This window comes from Paenibacillus sp. PK1-4R, from assembly GCF_030369595.1.
Taxonomy (GTDB): domain Bacteria; phylum Bacillota; class Bacilli; order Paenibacillales; family Paenibacillaceae; genus Paenibacillus.
In genome coordinates, this window is the sequence record NZ_CP126535.1 from 3,541,646 (window position 1) to 3,558,121 (window position 16,476).

The 16,476-nt window shown below is 43.9% G+C and carries 10 protein-coding genes; all 10 read left to right on the top strand.

Going from position 1 to position 16,476, the window contains the following annotated elements; genetic code table 11:
- Positions 1-183: 183 nt before the first annotated feature.
- A complete protein-coding gene (locus QNO02_RS15405) occupies positions 184-2,439 on the top strand; it encodes a copper amine oxidase N-terminal domain-containing protein (RefSeq protein ID WP_289389189.1) in 2,256 nt (751 codons plus the stop codon).
- Between the two features lie 117 nt (positions 2,440-2,556).
- Positions 2,557-4,842, top strand: a complete 2,286-nt coding sequence (locus QNO02_RS15410) for a preprotein translocase subunit SecA (protein ID WP_289389190.1) — start codon at positions 2,557-2,559, stop codon at positions 4,840-4,842.
- Positions 4,843-4,862: 20 nt separating this feature from the next.
- Positions 4,863-5,618: a class I SAM-dependent methyltransferase gene (locus tag QNO02_RS15415; RefSeq protein ID WP_289389191.1), complete on the top strand. Its 756-nt coding sequence runs from the start codon at positions 4,863-4,865 to the stop codon at positions 5,616-5,618.
- Positions 5,619-5,817: 199 nt separating this feature from the next.
- Positions 5,818-6,765 carry an ABC transporter permease gene (locus QNO02_RS15420; RefSeq protein WP_036671347.1) on the top strand — a complete coding sequence of 316 codons (948 nt, stop codon included), beginning with the start codon at positions 5,818-5,820 and terminating at the stop codon, positions 6,763-6,765.
- Positions 6,766-6,778: 13 nt separating this feature from the next.
- On the top strand, positions 6,779-7,648 hold the full coding sequence (locus QNO02_RS15425) for a carbohydrate ABC transporter permease (protein ID WP_036615551.1): 870 nt from the start codon (positions 6,779-6,781) through the stop codon (positions 7,646-7,648).
- Positions 7,649-7,713: 65 nt separating this feature from the next.
- Positions 7,714-9,300: an extracellular solute-binding protein gene (locus QNO02_RS15430; protein ID WP_289389192.1), complete on the top strand. Its 1,587-nt coding sequence runs from the start codon at positions 7,714-7,716 to the stop codon at positions 9,298-9,300.
- Positions 9,301-9,393: 93 nt separating this feature from the next.
- Positions 9,394-11,133, top strand: coding sequence for a sensor histidine kinase (locus QNO02_RS15435; protein WP_289389194.1), 1,740 nt, complete (start codon positions 9,394-9,396; stop codon positions 11,131-11,133).
- Entirely contained in the window at positions 11,133-12,743 is a 1,611-nt protein-coding gene (locus tag QNO02_RS15440) for a response regulator (RefSeq protein WP_289389195.1), read from the top strand. Before QNO02_RS15435 ends, QNO02_RS15440 begins: the two co-directional genes overlap by 1 nt.
- Before the next feature lie 97 nt (positions 12,744-12,840).
- Positions 12,841-15,072, top strand: a complete 2,232-nt coding sequence (locus QNO02_RS15445) for an FAD-dependent oxidoreductase (RefSeq protein WP_289389197.1) — start codon at positions 12,841-12,843, stop codon at positions 15,070-15,072.
- A gap of 17 nt (positions 15,073-15,089) precedes the next feature.
- Complete coding sequence (locus tag QNO02_RS15450) at positions 15,090-16,298, top strand: SGNH/GDSL hydrolase family protein (protein ID WP_289392793.1); 1,209 nt, start codon at positions 15,090-15,092, stop codon at positions 16,296-16,298.
- The last annotated feature ends 178 nt before the right edge of the window (positions 16,299-16,476 follow it).

The following is a 16,476-nucleotide window of genomic DNA, read 5'->3' on the forward strand; positions in this document are numbered from 1 at the left end:
AGACTATTATGCAATAGACGCTTCTTATTCAAAGAACTTATAACCAAACATTGAAAAAATAGTTGCACAAAAATCCATAATTTACAATTCAATTAGAAACTTTTTCCTAAATCTAGCGTCTAATATTATGACTTTTTGAGGGGTTATACATTACTAGAGAGTAGAAGGAGCCAAAGACAACACATGAATATGAAGAAGAAATTATCCATTTTTACCGCTTTAGCCGTTTTTCAAGCATTTGCAGTTGGTTCTGTGAGTGCGCAATCAGCACCGCAAGGTGACACCACGTCAGTAAACACAGCCAATGTAGAATCAGTTGAGGTGTTACAGCAAGAGCAGCCGATTGCAGAGCGTGAAGTGAAGACGGAGAGCAATAACAAATCTATCAATACTCCGCCCACTGAAGCCAAGGACACTCAAACCTCAACCGGCACTGAGGCAACACCTAAAACAGACAGCGAGAAACCTGCATTGGATGGGGGAGAGACCCCTGAGAAGGTTGAAACGCCAGCTACGCCTGCTCAGATAGAGCAACCATCCGTTGATGGGACGTCTCCTGCAGTAGCAGGTGGAAATCTGACGTTGTACATGAATAGCAACAAAATGGAGCAGGATGGAAAAACGTATCTTGCTGGACAGCCAATGGCTGTAAAAAACGGTGTATCCTATGTTGCAATCCGTGCGTTGGTTGACCGTGTGGGATATGGCGTCAAATACGATAACAAAACCAAGGAAACCATCATTATTAGTGGTGAGGATGAACTCCGATTCAAAACTAACAGCAAGGACTATACGGTAAATGGAGAGACCAGAACGATGAAAGGCCCTGCTTATCAGCAAAAAAGTACATTCATGGTGCCGTTAACTTCCATTACTCAAGCTCTGAACATCACCTATAAAGTGAATCAGTCGGCTAAAACGGTTGTGTTGAATCTTAATACAAAACCTGTTGCAAGCTTTACCATTTCCCAAAAGGAAATTTTTGCGGGTGATCAAGTAGACTACGTGACTTCTTCCAGTTCACCTAATGGAATGGATATCGTTGACGAACGCTGGACTGGTCGCCAGGATTCATTTGATCAAGCAGGTACATATACGATTTCATATCAAGTACAGGATTCCAATGGTCAATGGAGCGATCCCTATTCAACTACGATTGAAGTTTTGGCTCCTAATCTTCCTCCTGTAGCCATGTTCGCCACGGATAAAGAAGAGTATAAAATGGGCGAAAAAATAACATACACAGACCAAAGTACAGATGATGAAAATAATATTGTTAAAGCGGCGTGGGAGAACAATTCACTTGCGTTCTTTGAACCGGGTCCAAAAACGGTGACACTTACAGTTACTGACAATCACGGTGCTACGAACACGTACTCCAAAGTCATCACCATAACCAATGAGACCTTATATTCATTTACCGACTTCAATTTACTCTTCACGCCGGTAGGACAGAAATTCACCTTTAACGGCGGCGAAGTGACTACGATGGAGAAAGTGCCTTATACGTACATGGATGAGCCAAGTTTGCTGATCCGCAGTAACAGTCCGGAAACTGTGAATACGGAAGGCATTGTATATAAAGAATCATCTTTGGGGCAGACCCGTTTCATGATTCACCACGTGAACAATACAGGCAAAAGAGTAAAAATGTATGTGATTGCAACCAATAACAACCCAAATCCGGCAGTATTTGAACAACAGAATATGGGCTTTGCCGGACCTACTCCGTATGCTACCGTAGCTGGGAAATTGTCTATTGATAAATGGTTCAAGTCGATTCAGACTGGAGCGGATCAAAAGAAAGAGTACCTTCAACCTGGAGAAAGCAAACTCATTTTGACCGAACTTAATAAAACGCCGATGAAAGAAGGACAAGTCATCTCTCTCTATTCGGACGCTTATAGCGATTATTCCTTAGACTATAACGTTATCCTGGTGGAAGAAAATAAAGATCCGTTCGAGGCTCTGCCATTGCTACCTGTGCTTGATCGTGACGGAGTGCACAACCGGGGTACGTACCCGAATGCGACTCGCGTTATAAAGTACGATGAGCACGTGGGAATCAAACCTGCCCGTCTGCCACTTGGTGACAATTCAAGCGATCCCAATCTGGTAGGAACAGATCCGATGGCATACACAGACGCATCCAATGCGGGTAATTTTGGCGTATTGTACAAAATCACGCTGACCAATGTTGCACCGCGTACGCTTATCTCCTTTAACCCTCGTGGAGGGAAGTACTCCGGAGTAGCTCTAGTGAACAATCAGTTGGTATCGATTGCCGATGGTAACGTTGCGGTTGCCAATTCAAGTGAACAAAGCGTTCTTTACCGCACCGGGTTAACTGGAGAGAGCGTAACGATTCTATTCTCTGCCGCGCCGGGAAGCAACCTGCCGGTGAATCTGCTCTTTACACCACTCCCATCGGAGAAGTAATGTAGGTTTCTCTTATAACGAATAGTTTGAGTGGCACGTTAATCATTTACAGAAAAGACTCCATATGGAGTCTTTTCTTTTCACAACTTATTTCTACTAAGGAGGAATCAAATTCCGATGAATGTAGTCGTCAAGTTGATACGTGAACTTAAAGAGCGCGATACCCGGCGTTTGTTGAAAGATTATCGAGACAGAGTGGTACTTATAAGGAAACGTAATTTGGAAACTTGGGACGATCAGCGCCTGCAAGCGGAATCGCTTCGGCTGCAAGAAGAAGCAAGATCAGGCACGCCTTTGGATGAACTGCTTGTTGATGCTTATGCTTTAGTCTGCGAGGCTGCGAAGAGAACACTCGGATTACAGCCGTATGATGTCCAGATTATGGCTGCTATCGCTTTGCACGAAAGATTTTTGATCGAGCAGCATACCGGTGAAGGAAAAACACTCTCTGCTGTTATGCCTGTTTATCTCAACGCTTTGACAGGCAAAGGCGTTCATGTGCTTACTTTTAACGACTACTTGGCAAATCGAGATGCAGCGTGGATGGGAACGATCTATCGCTTCCTCGGGTTAACGGTAAGCTCGGTTCAAGCGGGCATGAGCCTGTTCGAGAAACGGGAAGCTTACGCCAAGGACATAACCTATGTTACAGCTAAAGAAGCAGGGTTCGATTATTTGCGCGACACAATCGCATTTAATGAAGCTGATACCGTGCATCGTCCTTTCCATTACGTCATCGTCGACGAAGCAGATTCATTGCTTCTTGATGAAGCACGAGTGCCGTTAGTCATTAGTGGCGATTCGAGTGCTTCCAAAAGTGATGGCGTTCTTTTCGCAGAAGTGGCCCGGCAGCTGCAGCCAGGAGAGCATTACGATTTTGACGAGTTCCAACGAAACGTTTACTTGAATGAAGCGGGTGCTGCAAAAGCAGAGTTGCTGCTGGGATGCGGCAATCTGTACGATAGCCATAACAGTCATTGGTTAACGTCATTGAATTGTGCGCTGCATGTGGAATCGTTATTAAAAAAAGACGTCGATTACATCGTCAGGGACGGTGTAATCGAGCTAATCGAAGAACATACAGGTCGTGTGGCCGAAAACAGGTATTTGCCGGACGGGCTGCAAGCTGCGCTGGTGGCAAAAGAAGGGTTGCAGTGGAAGGCAGGTGGGAGAATTCTCGGCACGATCACCATTCAACATTTTATTAGCCTGTATTCGGGAATTTGCGGAATGACGGCTACGGCGCATGCTTCAGCAATGGAATTTGAGGATATCTATGCGCTGCAAGTCGTGCAAATACCGCCAAACCAGCCAAACATACGGATCGACCACAAACACCGAATTTACACCCATAAAGAAGCCAAATATAAGGCGCTTGTACAAGAAATCTCTTCCGTCCATAGGGTAGGACGCCCCATTCTTATTGGTACGTCAAGCGTCGAGGAATCTGATATGCTCGCGGAGGCGCTTTCCGTTGCTGGCGTACCTTGCCAGGTTCTGAATGCAAAAAACGATGCAAAAGAAGCCGAAATCATCGCTAAAGCGGGAGAAATAGGCGCGGTAACGGTATCTACGAATATGGCAGGGCGCGGCGTCGACATTCGTCTCGGCGGCGGTAATCCCGCACAGGCAGAAGTGGTTGCCAAACTGGGCGGATTATACGTGATAGGTACATATGTGAACGAAAGCATGCGGATTGACGACCAGTTGCGCGGACGTTGCGGCCGCCAAGGTGACCCTGGGTCTTCCGTATTTTATATTAGCCTGGAGGACGAGTTGATGCTTCGCTTTGGCATTCATAAACTGTTTCGCGCCCCAAATCAGGACGAGGTTCTTGATGATCCGGCGCTTCACAGCAAAATCGAGCATATCCAGCGCGTTATTATAGGTCAAAACTTCGATATTCAGCGGGAATTGAACTGTTATTCGGATATGGTGGAGGATCAGAGGCGAATTCTATATGAAGAACGGTTCGGAATTTTGAAAGCTGAGAGACTGATGAGTCCATCGGAGCGGCGTGTACGGCTTTTTTATATCGACGAGTTCTGGGCTGACCATCTGGCATACGTTTCTTACATTCGTGAAAGCATTCATCTCGAGAGCATTACCAGTCGTAACCCAATCGACGAGTTTCATACGCAAATCACCCAAGCATTCGAGCAAATTCCGGCTAAAATAGATCATGAGTCGGCAAATATGCTTAGAAAACTTGGAGGTTCGAATGATCCCGAGAAATGGGAACAGTTCGGTCTGAAGAGTCCTATTTCGACTCGAACCTATATGATCAACGATCAATACAGCCAAGATAAGCGCAGCTCATGGACCGGAACGACGGTATTTGCTTTTTGGGGCAGTAAGATTTTGAAGCTATTACTGAAGCCAGTATATAGGATGTCAAAATAGTGATGGGAGCGTGACGATCGATGAACAATAGAGAACGGTTTTCGAGCCGGGTCGATTCGTATTTGAAATACCGCCCGAGTTATCCAAAAGAGGCTATTGACTATTTGAACGACGTCGTTGGTTTACGTGCGAGCAGTAATACAGCAGACATCGGTTCAGGCACTGGCATCATTTCAAAACTACTTCTGGAACGTGGAAGCTATGTAGTCGCAGTCGAGCCAAATCAGGCAATGCGGGAAGCCGCCGAGCAAATGTTAGAAAGTAATCCGAAATTTCAGAGTACATCAGGTTCTGCTGAGTCTACTGGATTACCTGATCAGTCGGTTGATTTTATTGTCTGTGCTCAGGCATTTCACTGGTTTGATCGCTCCGCAGCCCAAATCGAGTTCCGCAGAATTCTACGGCCAGGTGGGAGAGTAATACTCATCTGGAATTCACGTCTTACTAACGGTACTCCATTTCGTGAAGAGTACAATCAACTGCTCCATACATATGGAACTGACTACGAAAAAGTTAATCATAAAAATATTTCTCAGGCGATATTGCTCTCTTTTTTCAAGGAAGGTTCAATGCATGAAATGCGATTCAAAATGAGTCAGGAGTTCGATTTCGAGGGATTGAAGGGCCGGTTGTTATCATCTTCTTACAGCCCTGTACCCGGGCATGCAAATTACGATCCAATGATGACAGAACTACGGAATTTATTTGATAAAAATAATCAAAATGGTCTTGTTGAATTCGATTATGAAACTGAGATTTTTTGGGGAGAAGTATAAATACGGCATTTGAAAGTCGCTATTATAGCGGCTTTTTTTTATTTTAGTAGAAAAGTTCTTGTCTCACCTGCCGGAATTAGCTGTTGGAACGAGCCCAGGCACACTTCCTTAAAATCTTATAAGAAATTCTTGATATTTCAGAAATTTATCCGATAGGCGGGTGCTATTATACAAATACAAACAAAGACGAGGTGATGAAATGCAAGCAAAATTGGCAGCGGACGCCATTCCCATCTCCAAAAAGCGAAAGACATGGATAAGGACGATACAAAAGCACAAAGTGATGTATGCTCTCTTATTACCAGCTTTAATTTACTTTGCGGTATTCAAATACATTCCTATGGCGGGAATTATGATTGCTTTTAAAAACTACAACCTGGCTTTGGGACTATGGGATAGCCCATGGGTGGGATTCAAAAATTTTACGGATTTTATGAACGGCGTTTATTTCTGGGACATCATGAAAAATACGATTGTTATATCGCTGTATAAGCTATTGTTCGGTTTCTCCGCGCCCATCGTGCTTGCTTTACTCCTCAATGAAGTGTATAGCCAATGGTTTAAGAAAATCGTACAGACGATCACTTATTTGCCTCATTTTCTATCATGGGTCATTGTGTATGGAATTATGGTAGCATTACTAGCCCCAGGCGACGGTCTCTTTAACATGATTTTGAAGGATTTCGGTGTTGAACCCATCTCGTTTCTAACGGAACCTGCCTGGGGCAGAATGCTGATCATCTTATCTGAAGTATGGAAGGATATTGGATGGGGGGCGATTTTGTACCTTGCCGCCTTGGCAGGAATCGATCCAAGCTTGTATGAAGCGGCTCGAATGGATGGTGCATCCAAATGGAGACAGCTCTGGCATATCACGTTACCCGGTATTCGAGGAGTCATTATTCTGATGCTGATTCTTAAATTAAGCCATATCCTGGATGCGGGTTTTGACCAAATATTCATGTTTGCCAACACCTTTAACCAGGAGAAGATCGATATTATCGACACATGGGTATACCGCGAAGGGTTGGAACGTCTTAAGATTGGCTTGGCTACGGCTGTAGGATTGTTTAAAGCTGTCATCGGATTTGCTTTAGTGTTGGCAGCGAATAAGCTCGCCAAAAAATTCGATGGGCAAATCTGGTGAGGTGGTCTTTAGAATGATCCATATGACAATCGGGGAAAAAGTCTGGCAAACCGTCGTTTATGTAGTTCTTATTATATTATCCCTACTGTGCGTGCTGCCCTTTCTATATGTGGTTGCTGTCTCCGTAACACCAGAATCGGAAGTATTAAGAAGAGGGATTGTGATTATACCAGAATCCTTTACCTTTCTGGCCTATAAAGAAGTATTCATTTCTCATGGGATCTGGCAGGCGTATAAAATTACGTTATTTCGAACAATTGTAGGCACTGCGTTAAATGTGTTTTTTACGGTGATCGCGGCCTACCCGCTATCCAAAAAATATTTGCCCGGAAGAAGTCCGTTTTTACTCTTCATTGTGTTTACCATGATGTTCAGTGGGGGATTAATTCCGACTTATTTACTAATCCGCTCTTTGGGATTGTTAAACAGTCCTTGGGTATTGATTATTCCAAATCTCATTAGTGCATTTAATCTGGTGATCATCAAAGGTTTTTTTGAACAATTACCTGGTGAAATTGAGGAATCAGCGAGGGTAGACGGTGCCAGTGAACTTCAGACGTTATGGCGGATCATTTTACCCCTGTCCTTACCCGTCCTGTCCACCATTTCCTTATTTTACGCAGTCGGGCATTGGAACAGTTATTTTGATGCTATTGTATATATCAATGATTCCAACTACATGCCACTTCAAGTGATTTTGCGCAACATCCTGCTTAACGTCGCAACTCAAAGCGCTGATTCGCTCGCCAATTCAGGGGCTGTCAGTACGTTCGCTGTGCAGATGGCTACAGTAGTTGTAACTACAGTCCCGATATTGATCGTTTATCCATTTTTGCAAAAGCATTTTACCAAAGGTGTACTCCTGGGATCCGTTAAAGGATAAAAGGTGTTCCAACCTAACTTATTACGGGGAAACCGTGATAATATACAAGCAAAGGAGAGGTCAATATGCAGCGTAAAAAGATTTCATTTGCTATTCTATCGGCAATCTTAGGACTTGGAACGCTTTTGTCAGGATGTGGGGGGAATGAAGAAGTTACATCGACAACTTCGAGTAATTCGCAAGGCCAGTCTGGCCAGTTTGCAACCAAAATGAAAATCTCAATGTTTAACCAAGGCACTTTTAATGCCGCTGCTCCGGTACCTCCACGTGATGAAGATATTCAACGCCAAATGTTGGAAGAAGAGATGAACATCGACTTGGAGATGATGATTCCTCAGGCTGGTCAAGCAACAACCAAACTGAATACACTCATTGCAGGCGGGGATATTCCAGACCTGATCTTCTTGAAAAGTCGTGCTGATCTTGCGCAATATTACGACCAAGGAGTTCTTGCGGATTTGACAGCGTATATGGACCAATTCCCTGAACTACAGAAACGGTTTGGCACCGACTCATGGGAGGCGATGTCCTATCAAGGAAAAACGATTGGAGTTCCAGGTTATGATAATGTAAACGGTATCAGTCGAAGCTTCTTCATCCGCAACGATTGGCTGAAAAAGCTGAATATGGAGGTACCAACGACACCTGATGAGTTGTTCGAAGTTATGAAAGCCTTTACAGAGAAAGATCCGGACGGGAATGGCAAAAACGATACGTACGGATTCATCGGCGGTATGAATAAAGAAGGTAATCTGCAAACCTATGGCTTTGATAGCTTGATGTGGATGTTTGGCGTCAATCCTCCTTCAGCCGTTGAGATAAAAGATAATGAACCGGTATTTCTGTTTATCGATCCCAAAATGAAAGAGGCGCTTGCTTACATTAATAAAATGATGGCAGCCAAGGTGGTTGACCCGGACTGGGTAACGATGAATTCGCCTGATCTGTTGGACCAAAAGATGTTTAAGGGTAGAGTTGGCTTCATGATCAGAGATGCTCGCAGACTGGAGCCGGATTATCAGCAGAAAATGAAAGAAATTAGTGGCGAGGTGCCGGAATGGATCGTTATTCCTCCGATGAAAGGTCCTTACGGGGATCAAATTGTAGAGAGAAAATCATTCCAGGGTAATTCATGGGCCATATCCGCAAAAGCAGACGAGGAAAAAATCATTCGGATCTTATCCATGCTGAATTATCTCTTTACGGATGAGGAAGCCTATCCGAACTTTGCATACGGAATCAAAGGGATTCATTGGGATGTCGTAGACGGCAAGATCAAAAATAAAACCTCCGAATTATCAAAGGAAATGAAAGAGAAGTACCTGTGGGTCGATCATTATAGAATGCCACGCCGTGGTGATGATGCAGAGTACTTCAGCTTCCAGAATCCGAAGACGGCGGAAGCTTTCAAGGACAATCAGCAATATGTGGGGCCAACGCTGCCCGGAAATTTATTGACCCCTGACCCTAGCGATACCTTGGATGCTGACCGCACACGTTTCATTAATGAAAGCTTGGTTAAATTTATGACGGGCAAAGAGCCTCTTTCCAACTGGGACAATTTCCTTCAGACGCTGGATACCAAGTTTGACATGCAGAAATATAAGGAAACAGCAATCCAGCAATTTAAAGAAGCCGGCCTTATCAAGTAAAAATAAACGAAGAGAGAGTGGCTATTCGTAGCCCCTCTCTTTATTAGCATATGCTATTCTTAGTTTAAAACGGGACTAAAAGGAAGATGATGGATGCGAAGAAGAATCAGCTTGCCTTTAAAATTATTTTTTATCGTGTTTGCCTTTGTATTAGGCTGCATCATCTTGATAAGCCAATTGTCTTATCGCTATGTCCAAAAGGAAATAAGAACCAATGACATTTTTTACACCAATCAAATATTAGACAAGGTTGACCAGTATTTTACCGTTAATTTTTCCTCTTTCCAGACGATTCTCTTCTCAGTTGAAACATCAGTGAAAGCCAACATTAACAATACCGAAGTGATTAAAAAGCAATTAAGGGAGCTGTATGAACTCAACAGTATTTATGTCAGTAATATTTATTTGATCAAAAGTGATTTATCCATTCTGGGTGGAAGTACACCTACTCGAATATTCGATGAACCTTTATCTGAAAGAGCACCTTTATTTGATGCGGCTGACAAAAATAGAAGGACTACCTTTGTTAGTGAACCTTACAAATCGAAGTATTCTGGCTGGACCGTTACGATGGTTCGATATCTGAACGGTGCTCCGTTTCCTATGGCCATTGCGGTTGATTTGGATCTAAATGCCATTGAAGAAACCTTGTTCAAGATTAATAAACAGGAACAAATGAATCTGGCTCTGATCACTGCGTCAGGTAAGATCATTGCCGGATTTTCTGAAAATAAAGGACCTCTGAATATTCAAGATCATTCTTTTTCGATCGGAGAGACGTCAGCGGAAGAAATTCTGGATACGACGGAAACAAACCTTCAACTGTCTACCAACGATGGTATTCCGGTCTCCCTTTTGAAAAAACCAACGGAGAAATTCAACTGGACCATCATCTCGATCAACGATGAATCACGCTTAAAAGCAGCGTTGTCCAGATTGGAAACCTATTACCTCGAGCTGCTCGCTGCAGGTCTTCTTTTAAGTTTGTTCATTTCTTTTTTGGTTGCCAAATATATAAGAAAACCACTCTATACGCTCAAAACAAAAATGAAGCAGGTGGAACAAGGTATCCTTACAACAACAGTTACGATTAATCGAAACGATGAGTTTGGCGATCTTTCACGAGCATTCGATCGTATGTTACAGCAAATTGTGGAACTGATTCGCCGGGCCGAGCTTCATAATGAACTTGAGCGGAAGCTGGAAATCCAGGTGTTACAGTCTCAAATAAACCCACATTTTCTGTATAACACACTTGGTTCAATCAGCAATGTGATACGTCTCGGACAAATAGAGAAAGTAGATGTGGTGATCGGATCGCTCATTTCATTATTGGAATATGGGATAGACGATGCTTCTGAGAAGGTTTCCCTACGCCAGGAATTACGCAATGTAGCGGACTATATCGAGATCCAGAACATTCGGTATAACCGAAACTTCCACTTGATTGAAGATATCGAAGCAGGACTGATGGATTTTCTAGTTTTCCGAATGCTGTTACAGCCCCTTGTGGAGAATAGTATCTTCCATGGTTATAACGGAGGGGGAATTGAGGGCCCTATTACGATTCATGCGTACAGGGAGGACGGCATCGTCATCATCGAAGTTATTGATCAAGGAGAGGGAATTCCAGCTGATAAAATAAAACATATTTTAATCTCAGAACCGAGTGAAGAGGAAGTAAAAAGGAAAAGAATCGGACTGAATAATATTCATGGGCGAATAAGACTCCACTACGGAGATCAATTCGGGCTGGATATCATTAGCATACCTAAGGAAATAACCCGTATACGCGCTGTATTCCCGGCAGAATTGCCAAAAGGAGATGCATAATGGGGAGAGACTATACCTGCTTCATTGTTGACGATGAAGACCTGATCATTCAGCGATTGGAATTGTTTTTTAATGAACTCTCTCATAGGGATCGACGATTTGTTCTGGTGGGCAAAGCGAATAATGGGCTGAATGGGATCGAGGAGATCATAAAACTTAAACCGGATATCGTCATATCCGATATTGTAATGCCGCGAATGGACGGAATCTCCATGATTGAGCAGCTCAAGGCGGAGCTCCCCCATACCCAATACATACTTCTGACCGCCTATTCATCCTTCGAATACGCTCAACGAGCGATTCAAGCCAACGTATTGGAGTACATTGTAAAGGTTCCACTGAGGGAAGCGGATTTGAATCGAGCGTTGGATAAGGCAGCCGGAATTTTAAATGAGTTTGAGAAAAAAGAGGCGGAATTTCACTCGTTAAACGTATCCGTGCTTGAAAATAAATATAGAGTCCGCAAGCAATTTTTTAACGAATTAATCCGAGGCGAAATCCCTTCTCATCGGGCATCGGATTTTGCCAATCGCATGCAGTTTCATTTTTTTCAAGCCAACTATTGCTGCTTCATCGTTGAGATGAATACGTACGAAAGTTTCCGAAACGAATACGCGGCCGCAGATCAAAACATCTTGAAATATGCGATAACAAATATCATCGAAGAAACGGTGATGAATGGTAGCAGTGGCGTAGCTGCGGATCTGTCCGATAATCGTTTTATTGGCTTTTTATCTTGGGAAAATAACCGCAGTGATATGGAATCGGAATATGCTTGTTTATCTTTGGGAGGGCAGATCATCTCTCATTTGCATCAATATTTGAATAAAAGGGTATCTGTCGCTTTTGGAAGTCCGCATCGAGGCTGGGAATCGATCAAACAGGCGTACACGGAAGCTGAAAATGTGAGTGAGGATTTCTATTATCATACCGAAAAAGTCGTAAAAACACCGATGCATCGGTTCCAATACCATAATGACAAAAAAGCAGATTTTCAGCAGAAGCTTGCTGATTTTCTTATACGCCTGAAGAGGAAGATTTCCAAGGAAGAGCTGGACAATGCACTTGCCGATCTGTCGCAATTTGTTACGGACCATAAAATTCACAAGTCTATCATGGCGCCAATGATTAGAGATTTGTACAGAGACATTACCGTGAAATTTAAATCGGGGAATAAGATGGCCACGGAAGTTCCAGACTTCCCCATGGAATTTATGGCTTTTCAGGAGCAACTCGCCTATATTGGCGACTTCACATTCGAATACGTGCATGCGGGCCAACTATTACATCGTGCAGAAATTATGAGTGCAATGCATTATATAGAGACAAACCTGAAACAACGTTTAACGTTGGAGGCAATTGCCGAGGAAGTGAATTTAGCACCATCGTATTTTAGTAGCTTATTCAAAAAAACAATGAACGAAGGCGTGATCAGCTACATTAACCGTAAAAAAATCCATCTCGCCCTCGAGTTGTTAAACGTTCGAGATTATTCATTATTGGAATTGTGCGAGGAAGTAGGCATCGTCAATGAAGGGTACTTTTGCAAACTTTTTAAAGAATATACGGGGGATACACCTAAGCAATACCGGATAAAAATGACACGGTAGGAATTCAAATAAGGATACAAAAAAATGTATGATTTTTTCGCGAAATCCTGTAAAAAAAAAAGGGTCAAAACCATTACCATGATAGGAGCATCTAATCATGGAGGTTATCAAAATGGAGCTTATGAAATCAGATGTAACCGTCATTGGTGGAGGAATTGCCGGGATATGTGCTGCCATTGCTGCCGCACGCCAAGGGTTGCTGGTTTCACTTATCAATGATCGGCCAGTTCTGGGTGGAAATGCGAGCAGCGAGGTCAGAGTTCACATTAACGGGTCGGCATATCTCGGAAACAGTCCATCCTATTATGCTCGCGAAGGCGGGTTGGTGGAAGAACTTAAACTGAAGATCTTTCATTATAATCCGTTATACAACAAAAAGCTTATGCTTTCACTTTCGGATACGGTCTTGCTTGACATGGTTTATGATGAACCCAACATTTCTCTATTTCTGAATACATGTGTGCATGAAACGGGCATGGAGAACGGCAGAATTCAATGGGTGGAGGGCCTTCAATTGGCTTCCGAAAGAAAATTTCGTTTTGAAAGCCCAACCTATATCGATTGCTCCGGTGATGGAATTGTTGGATACCAAGCAGGTGCTCACTTCCGATGGGGAAGAGAGGCGAAGCATGAATACCAGGAGGAGCTCGCTCCAGAAGTGGCAGATCATTACACGATGGGTGATACGATTCTGTTTCAAGCCCGTGACGTAAACTATTCCGTTCCTTACAAAAGGCCAGGCTTTGCGTATGATATTACGAAGCTGGAGTTTTTTGATAGTATCAGAAAAGGATTAAATCATCGATCTTTTCCAAGGAAAATCAACGGGCTTGGCGGATTGTGGTGGCTGGAATACGGCGGACATATGGATATTATCAAGAATAATGAAGACATCGCATTGGAACTGCGGAAATTGGTATACGGGATATGGGATTATATCAAAAATAGCGGTGAGTTTGATGATGTAGACAACCTTATCCTGGATTATGTATGCCCGATTCCGGGAAAGCGGGAGTCGAGACGTTTTATAGGGGAACACATGCTGTCTCAGAACGATCTTACAGAAGAGACTCATTTCGAAGATGCGGTATCCGTCGGAGGTTGGTATATGGATCTGCATGCAAATAAAGGCATCTACGATGAAGGGCCGGCTACCGCGTGGAACTTTGTGCCGGGATTGTATAATATCCCTTTTCGCAGCTTATTTTCACGCAATATTCCTAATCTCATGTTCGCTGGCCGTAATATAAGCGCTACTCATGTGGCTTTTGGGTCTACAAGGGTGATGGCAACTTGTGGTTGTATGGGGCAGGCGGTAGGAACGGCTGCTGCGTTATGCGTAAAATATGATACAGACCCTGCGGCCATCGTCAAAGCGCATATGGGTGAGCTTCAGGCGCAGTTGCTTCGAGACGGGCAAACGATTGTAGGGCTTCAAGAGCCGTTAGATCCTTATTTCGCAGACGGATTAACGATTCGTGCCTCGTCTCAGCGAAGCTATGAACAACTTCATACAACCGAAGAGATCTCCTTGGAGAAAGCGTTATGTTTGGTCTTGCCGATTCAGACACCCGTGGTTGAAAGCGTGCAGATCAAAATCAAAAATAGATCCGAGCATTCGGAAACGTTGCAAGTGAAGCTGTTTGGTGGGGATCGAAAGGAAAACTATATTCCCACCAGCGAGCTGAAGGGCTACAACTTGGTGATTTCAGCGGGTCACGATGACTGGATTACACTGGACCTCAACTGCAAGAAGCCAGAAGACGACAAAATCTACATCGTATTGGAAGGTGCGGCGAGCCTTGCCGTGTATGGCAATGAAGGGAAAATGACTGGAGCGGTGAGCTTCCTTTATAGACCGGAAGAGCCATCCAGGCTGAAGAAACTTAATAAGAGCATTTGCTTCAAGGATCTGCTACCATTCCAGGATATGTATAATCCCGCGAATGTCGTCAACGGCTTCTCCAGACCTTATGGTCTGCCGAACAGCTGGATTTCGGAACGTACGGAAGGACAGGAATGGTTGGAATTTGGTTTTGCAAGCCCCAAGAATCTGGATGAAATCCATCTTGTTTTCAATTCGCAGCTGAATTTGGAGCATTTCGATGATCCAATCGAGTCGTTGATTCAAGATTATGATGTGACTTTAACTTTGGAAGATGGAAGCGAGAGTGAAATTAAAGTCCGTGGGAATTATCTTTCGTTGAACAAACATCAGGTGTTTGCACAAGGTGTAACCCACATCCGGTTTGATTTCTGTGCAACGTATGGTTCGCCTTATTATGAAGTGTTTGCTGTAAAACTTTATGCTCCTAATAACGCTAAGTGAGGGCGGGTGAAGTCGTGATGAAGGAATTTTTCCCACGAAGAGGGCTACCTAATGTCATTCAGAAGTTGGAAAATGGTGAAACCGTGACCATCGTTTATTTCGGCGGTAGTAATACACGTTCGAAAGGATATAGGGTCATGACGGCGGATTGGCTGCGAGGGCAATATCCCCATGCCGATATCCACGCTGTGAACGCAGGCATTGATGGGACAGGATCGGACCTCGGCTGCGCCCGTTTAGAGACAGATGTGCTTCGTCATCAGCCTGATCTCGTATTTGTTGAATTCGTTGGCAACGATGGCGGAGTGCCCGAATCCAAGGCGCGGATCGAAGGCATTGTCCGACAGATTCGCAAGCGCAGCCGGTTTATCGATATCCTGTTTGTATATACGATCAAGGAGCGGGATTTGACCTCATTTCAATCCGGCGAATACCAGAAGGGCGCTCTTATGCAAGAGGAAGTCGCCGACTATTACGGCATTCCTTCGATTCATCTGGGCGTAGCGGTCAGTCAATTGGTTTCGGATGGAAAGCTTATTTTTACTTCAAGGGCAGACGTATCCATCCCCGGAGCCGTTATTTTCACGCATGATTCGATCCATCCAACGATCCCCAAAGGACATCAGATTTACACCGATACAATCACCCGGTCGTTTGAGAAAATCAGAGAACTTCGAGATCACGTGGGAAAAGTCGAACATCACTTGCCGCAGGACCCCTTGGTCCCGTCCAATCCTTGGGAGTATGCAACCATGCTGCCACTGGATCGTCTTACTCATTTTTCCGCAGGGTGGTCTTACATGACCCCTGATGATTTTCCTTTAGTGCGTGAGTATGATTGGTTGTTCCAAGGTCTATGGCGAGCAGTTGATCCCGGAGAGGCGATCACAGTGGAGTTTGAGGGTACCCACATCGGGCTATTTGATATCGGGGGGCCGGATTCTGGCAGATTGAAGGTGTCGGTGGATGGAGGGGAACCCTTCCTTGTTGATCGATTCACACCCTACAACGATCATAATAGAAATCAATATGTTTTCTTGCCGGAACTACCAAATGGGAAACATACAGTTCGCTTCGAGATCGATCACGAGAAAACTGACAAAGCGGCCGTGTTTGAGACAAGTGGCAATGAACGAAGTATGGAGCATATTAGGCAGCATCCAGCTTGGTATGATCAAACGGTCATTCAGCTTGGAAAATTGTTATTGGTGCAGCCGCCATTATAATTGATGGATTCACTTGGGACACTTGGAAGACCTATATTCTATCTGACTGCAACTGAGCAATCAATTAGGATGTAGGTTTCTTTTTTTACTTAAAATCGTATAAGAAATTCTTAAAATGAAAGAAATTTCACTGTAATCTAACATGCTAAGATAAAAACGACAGAGCGGGATTAGGCAG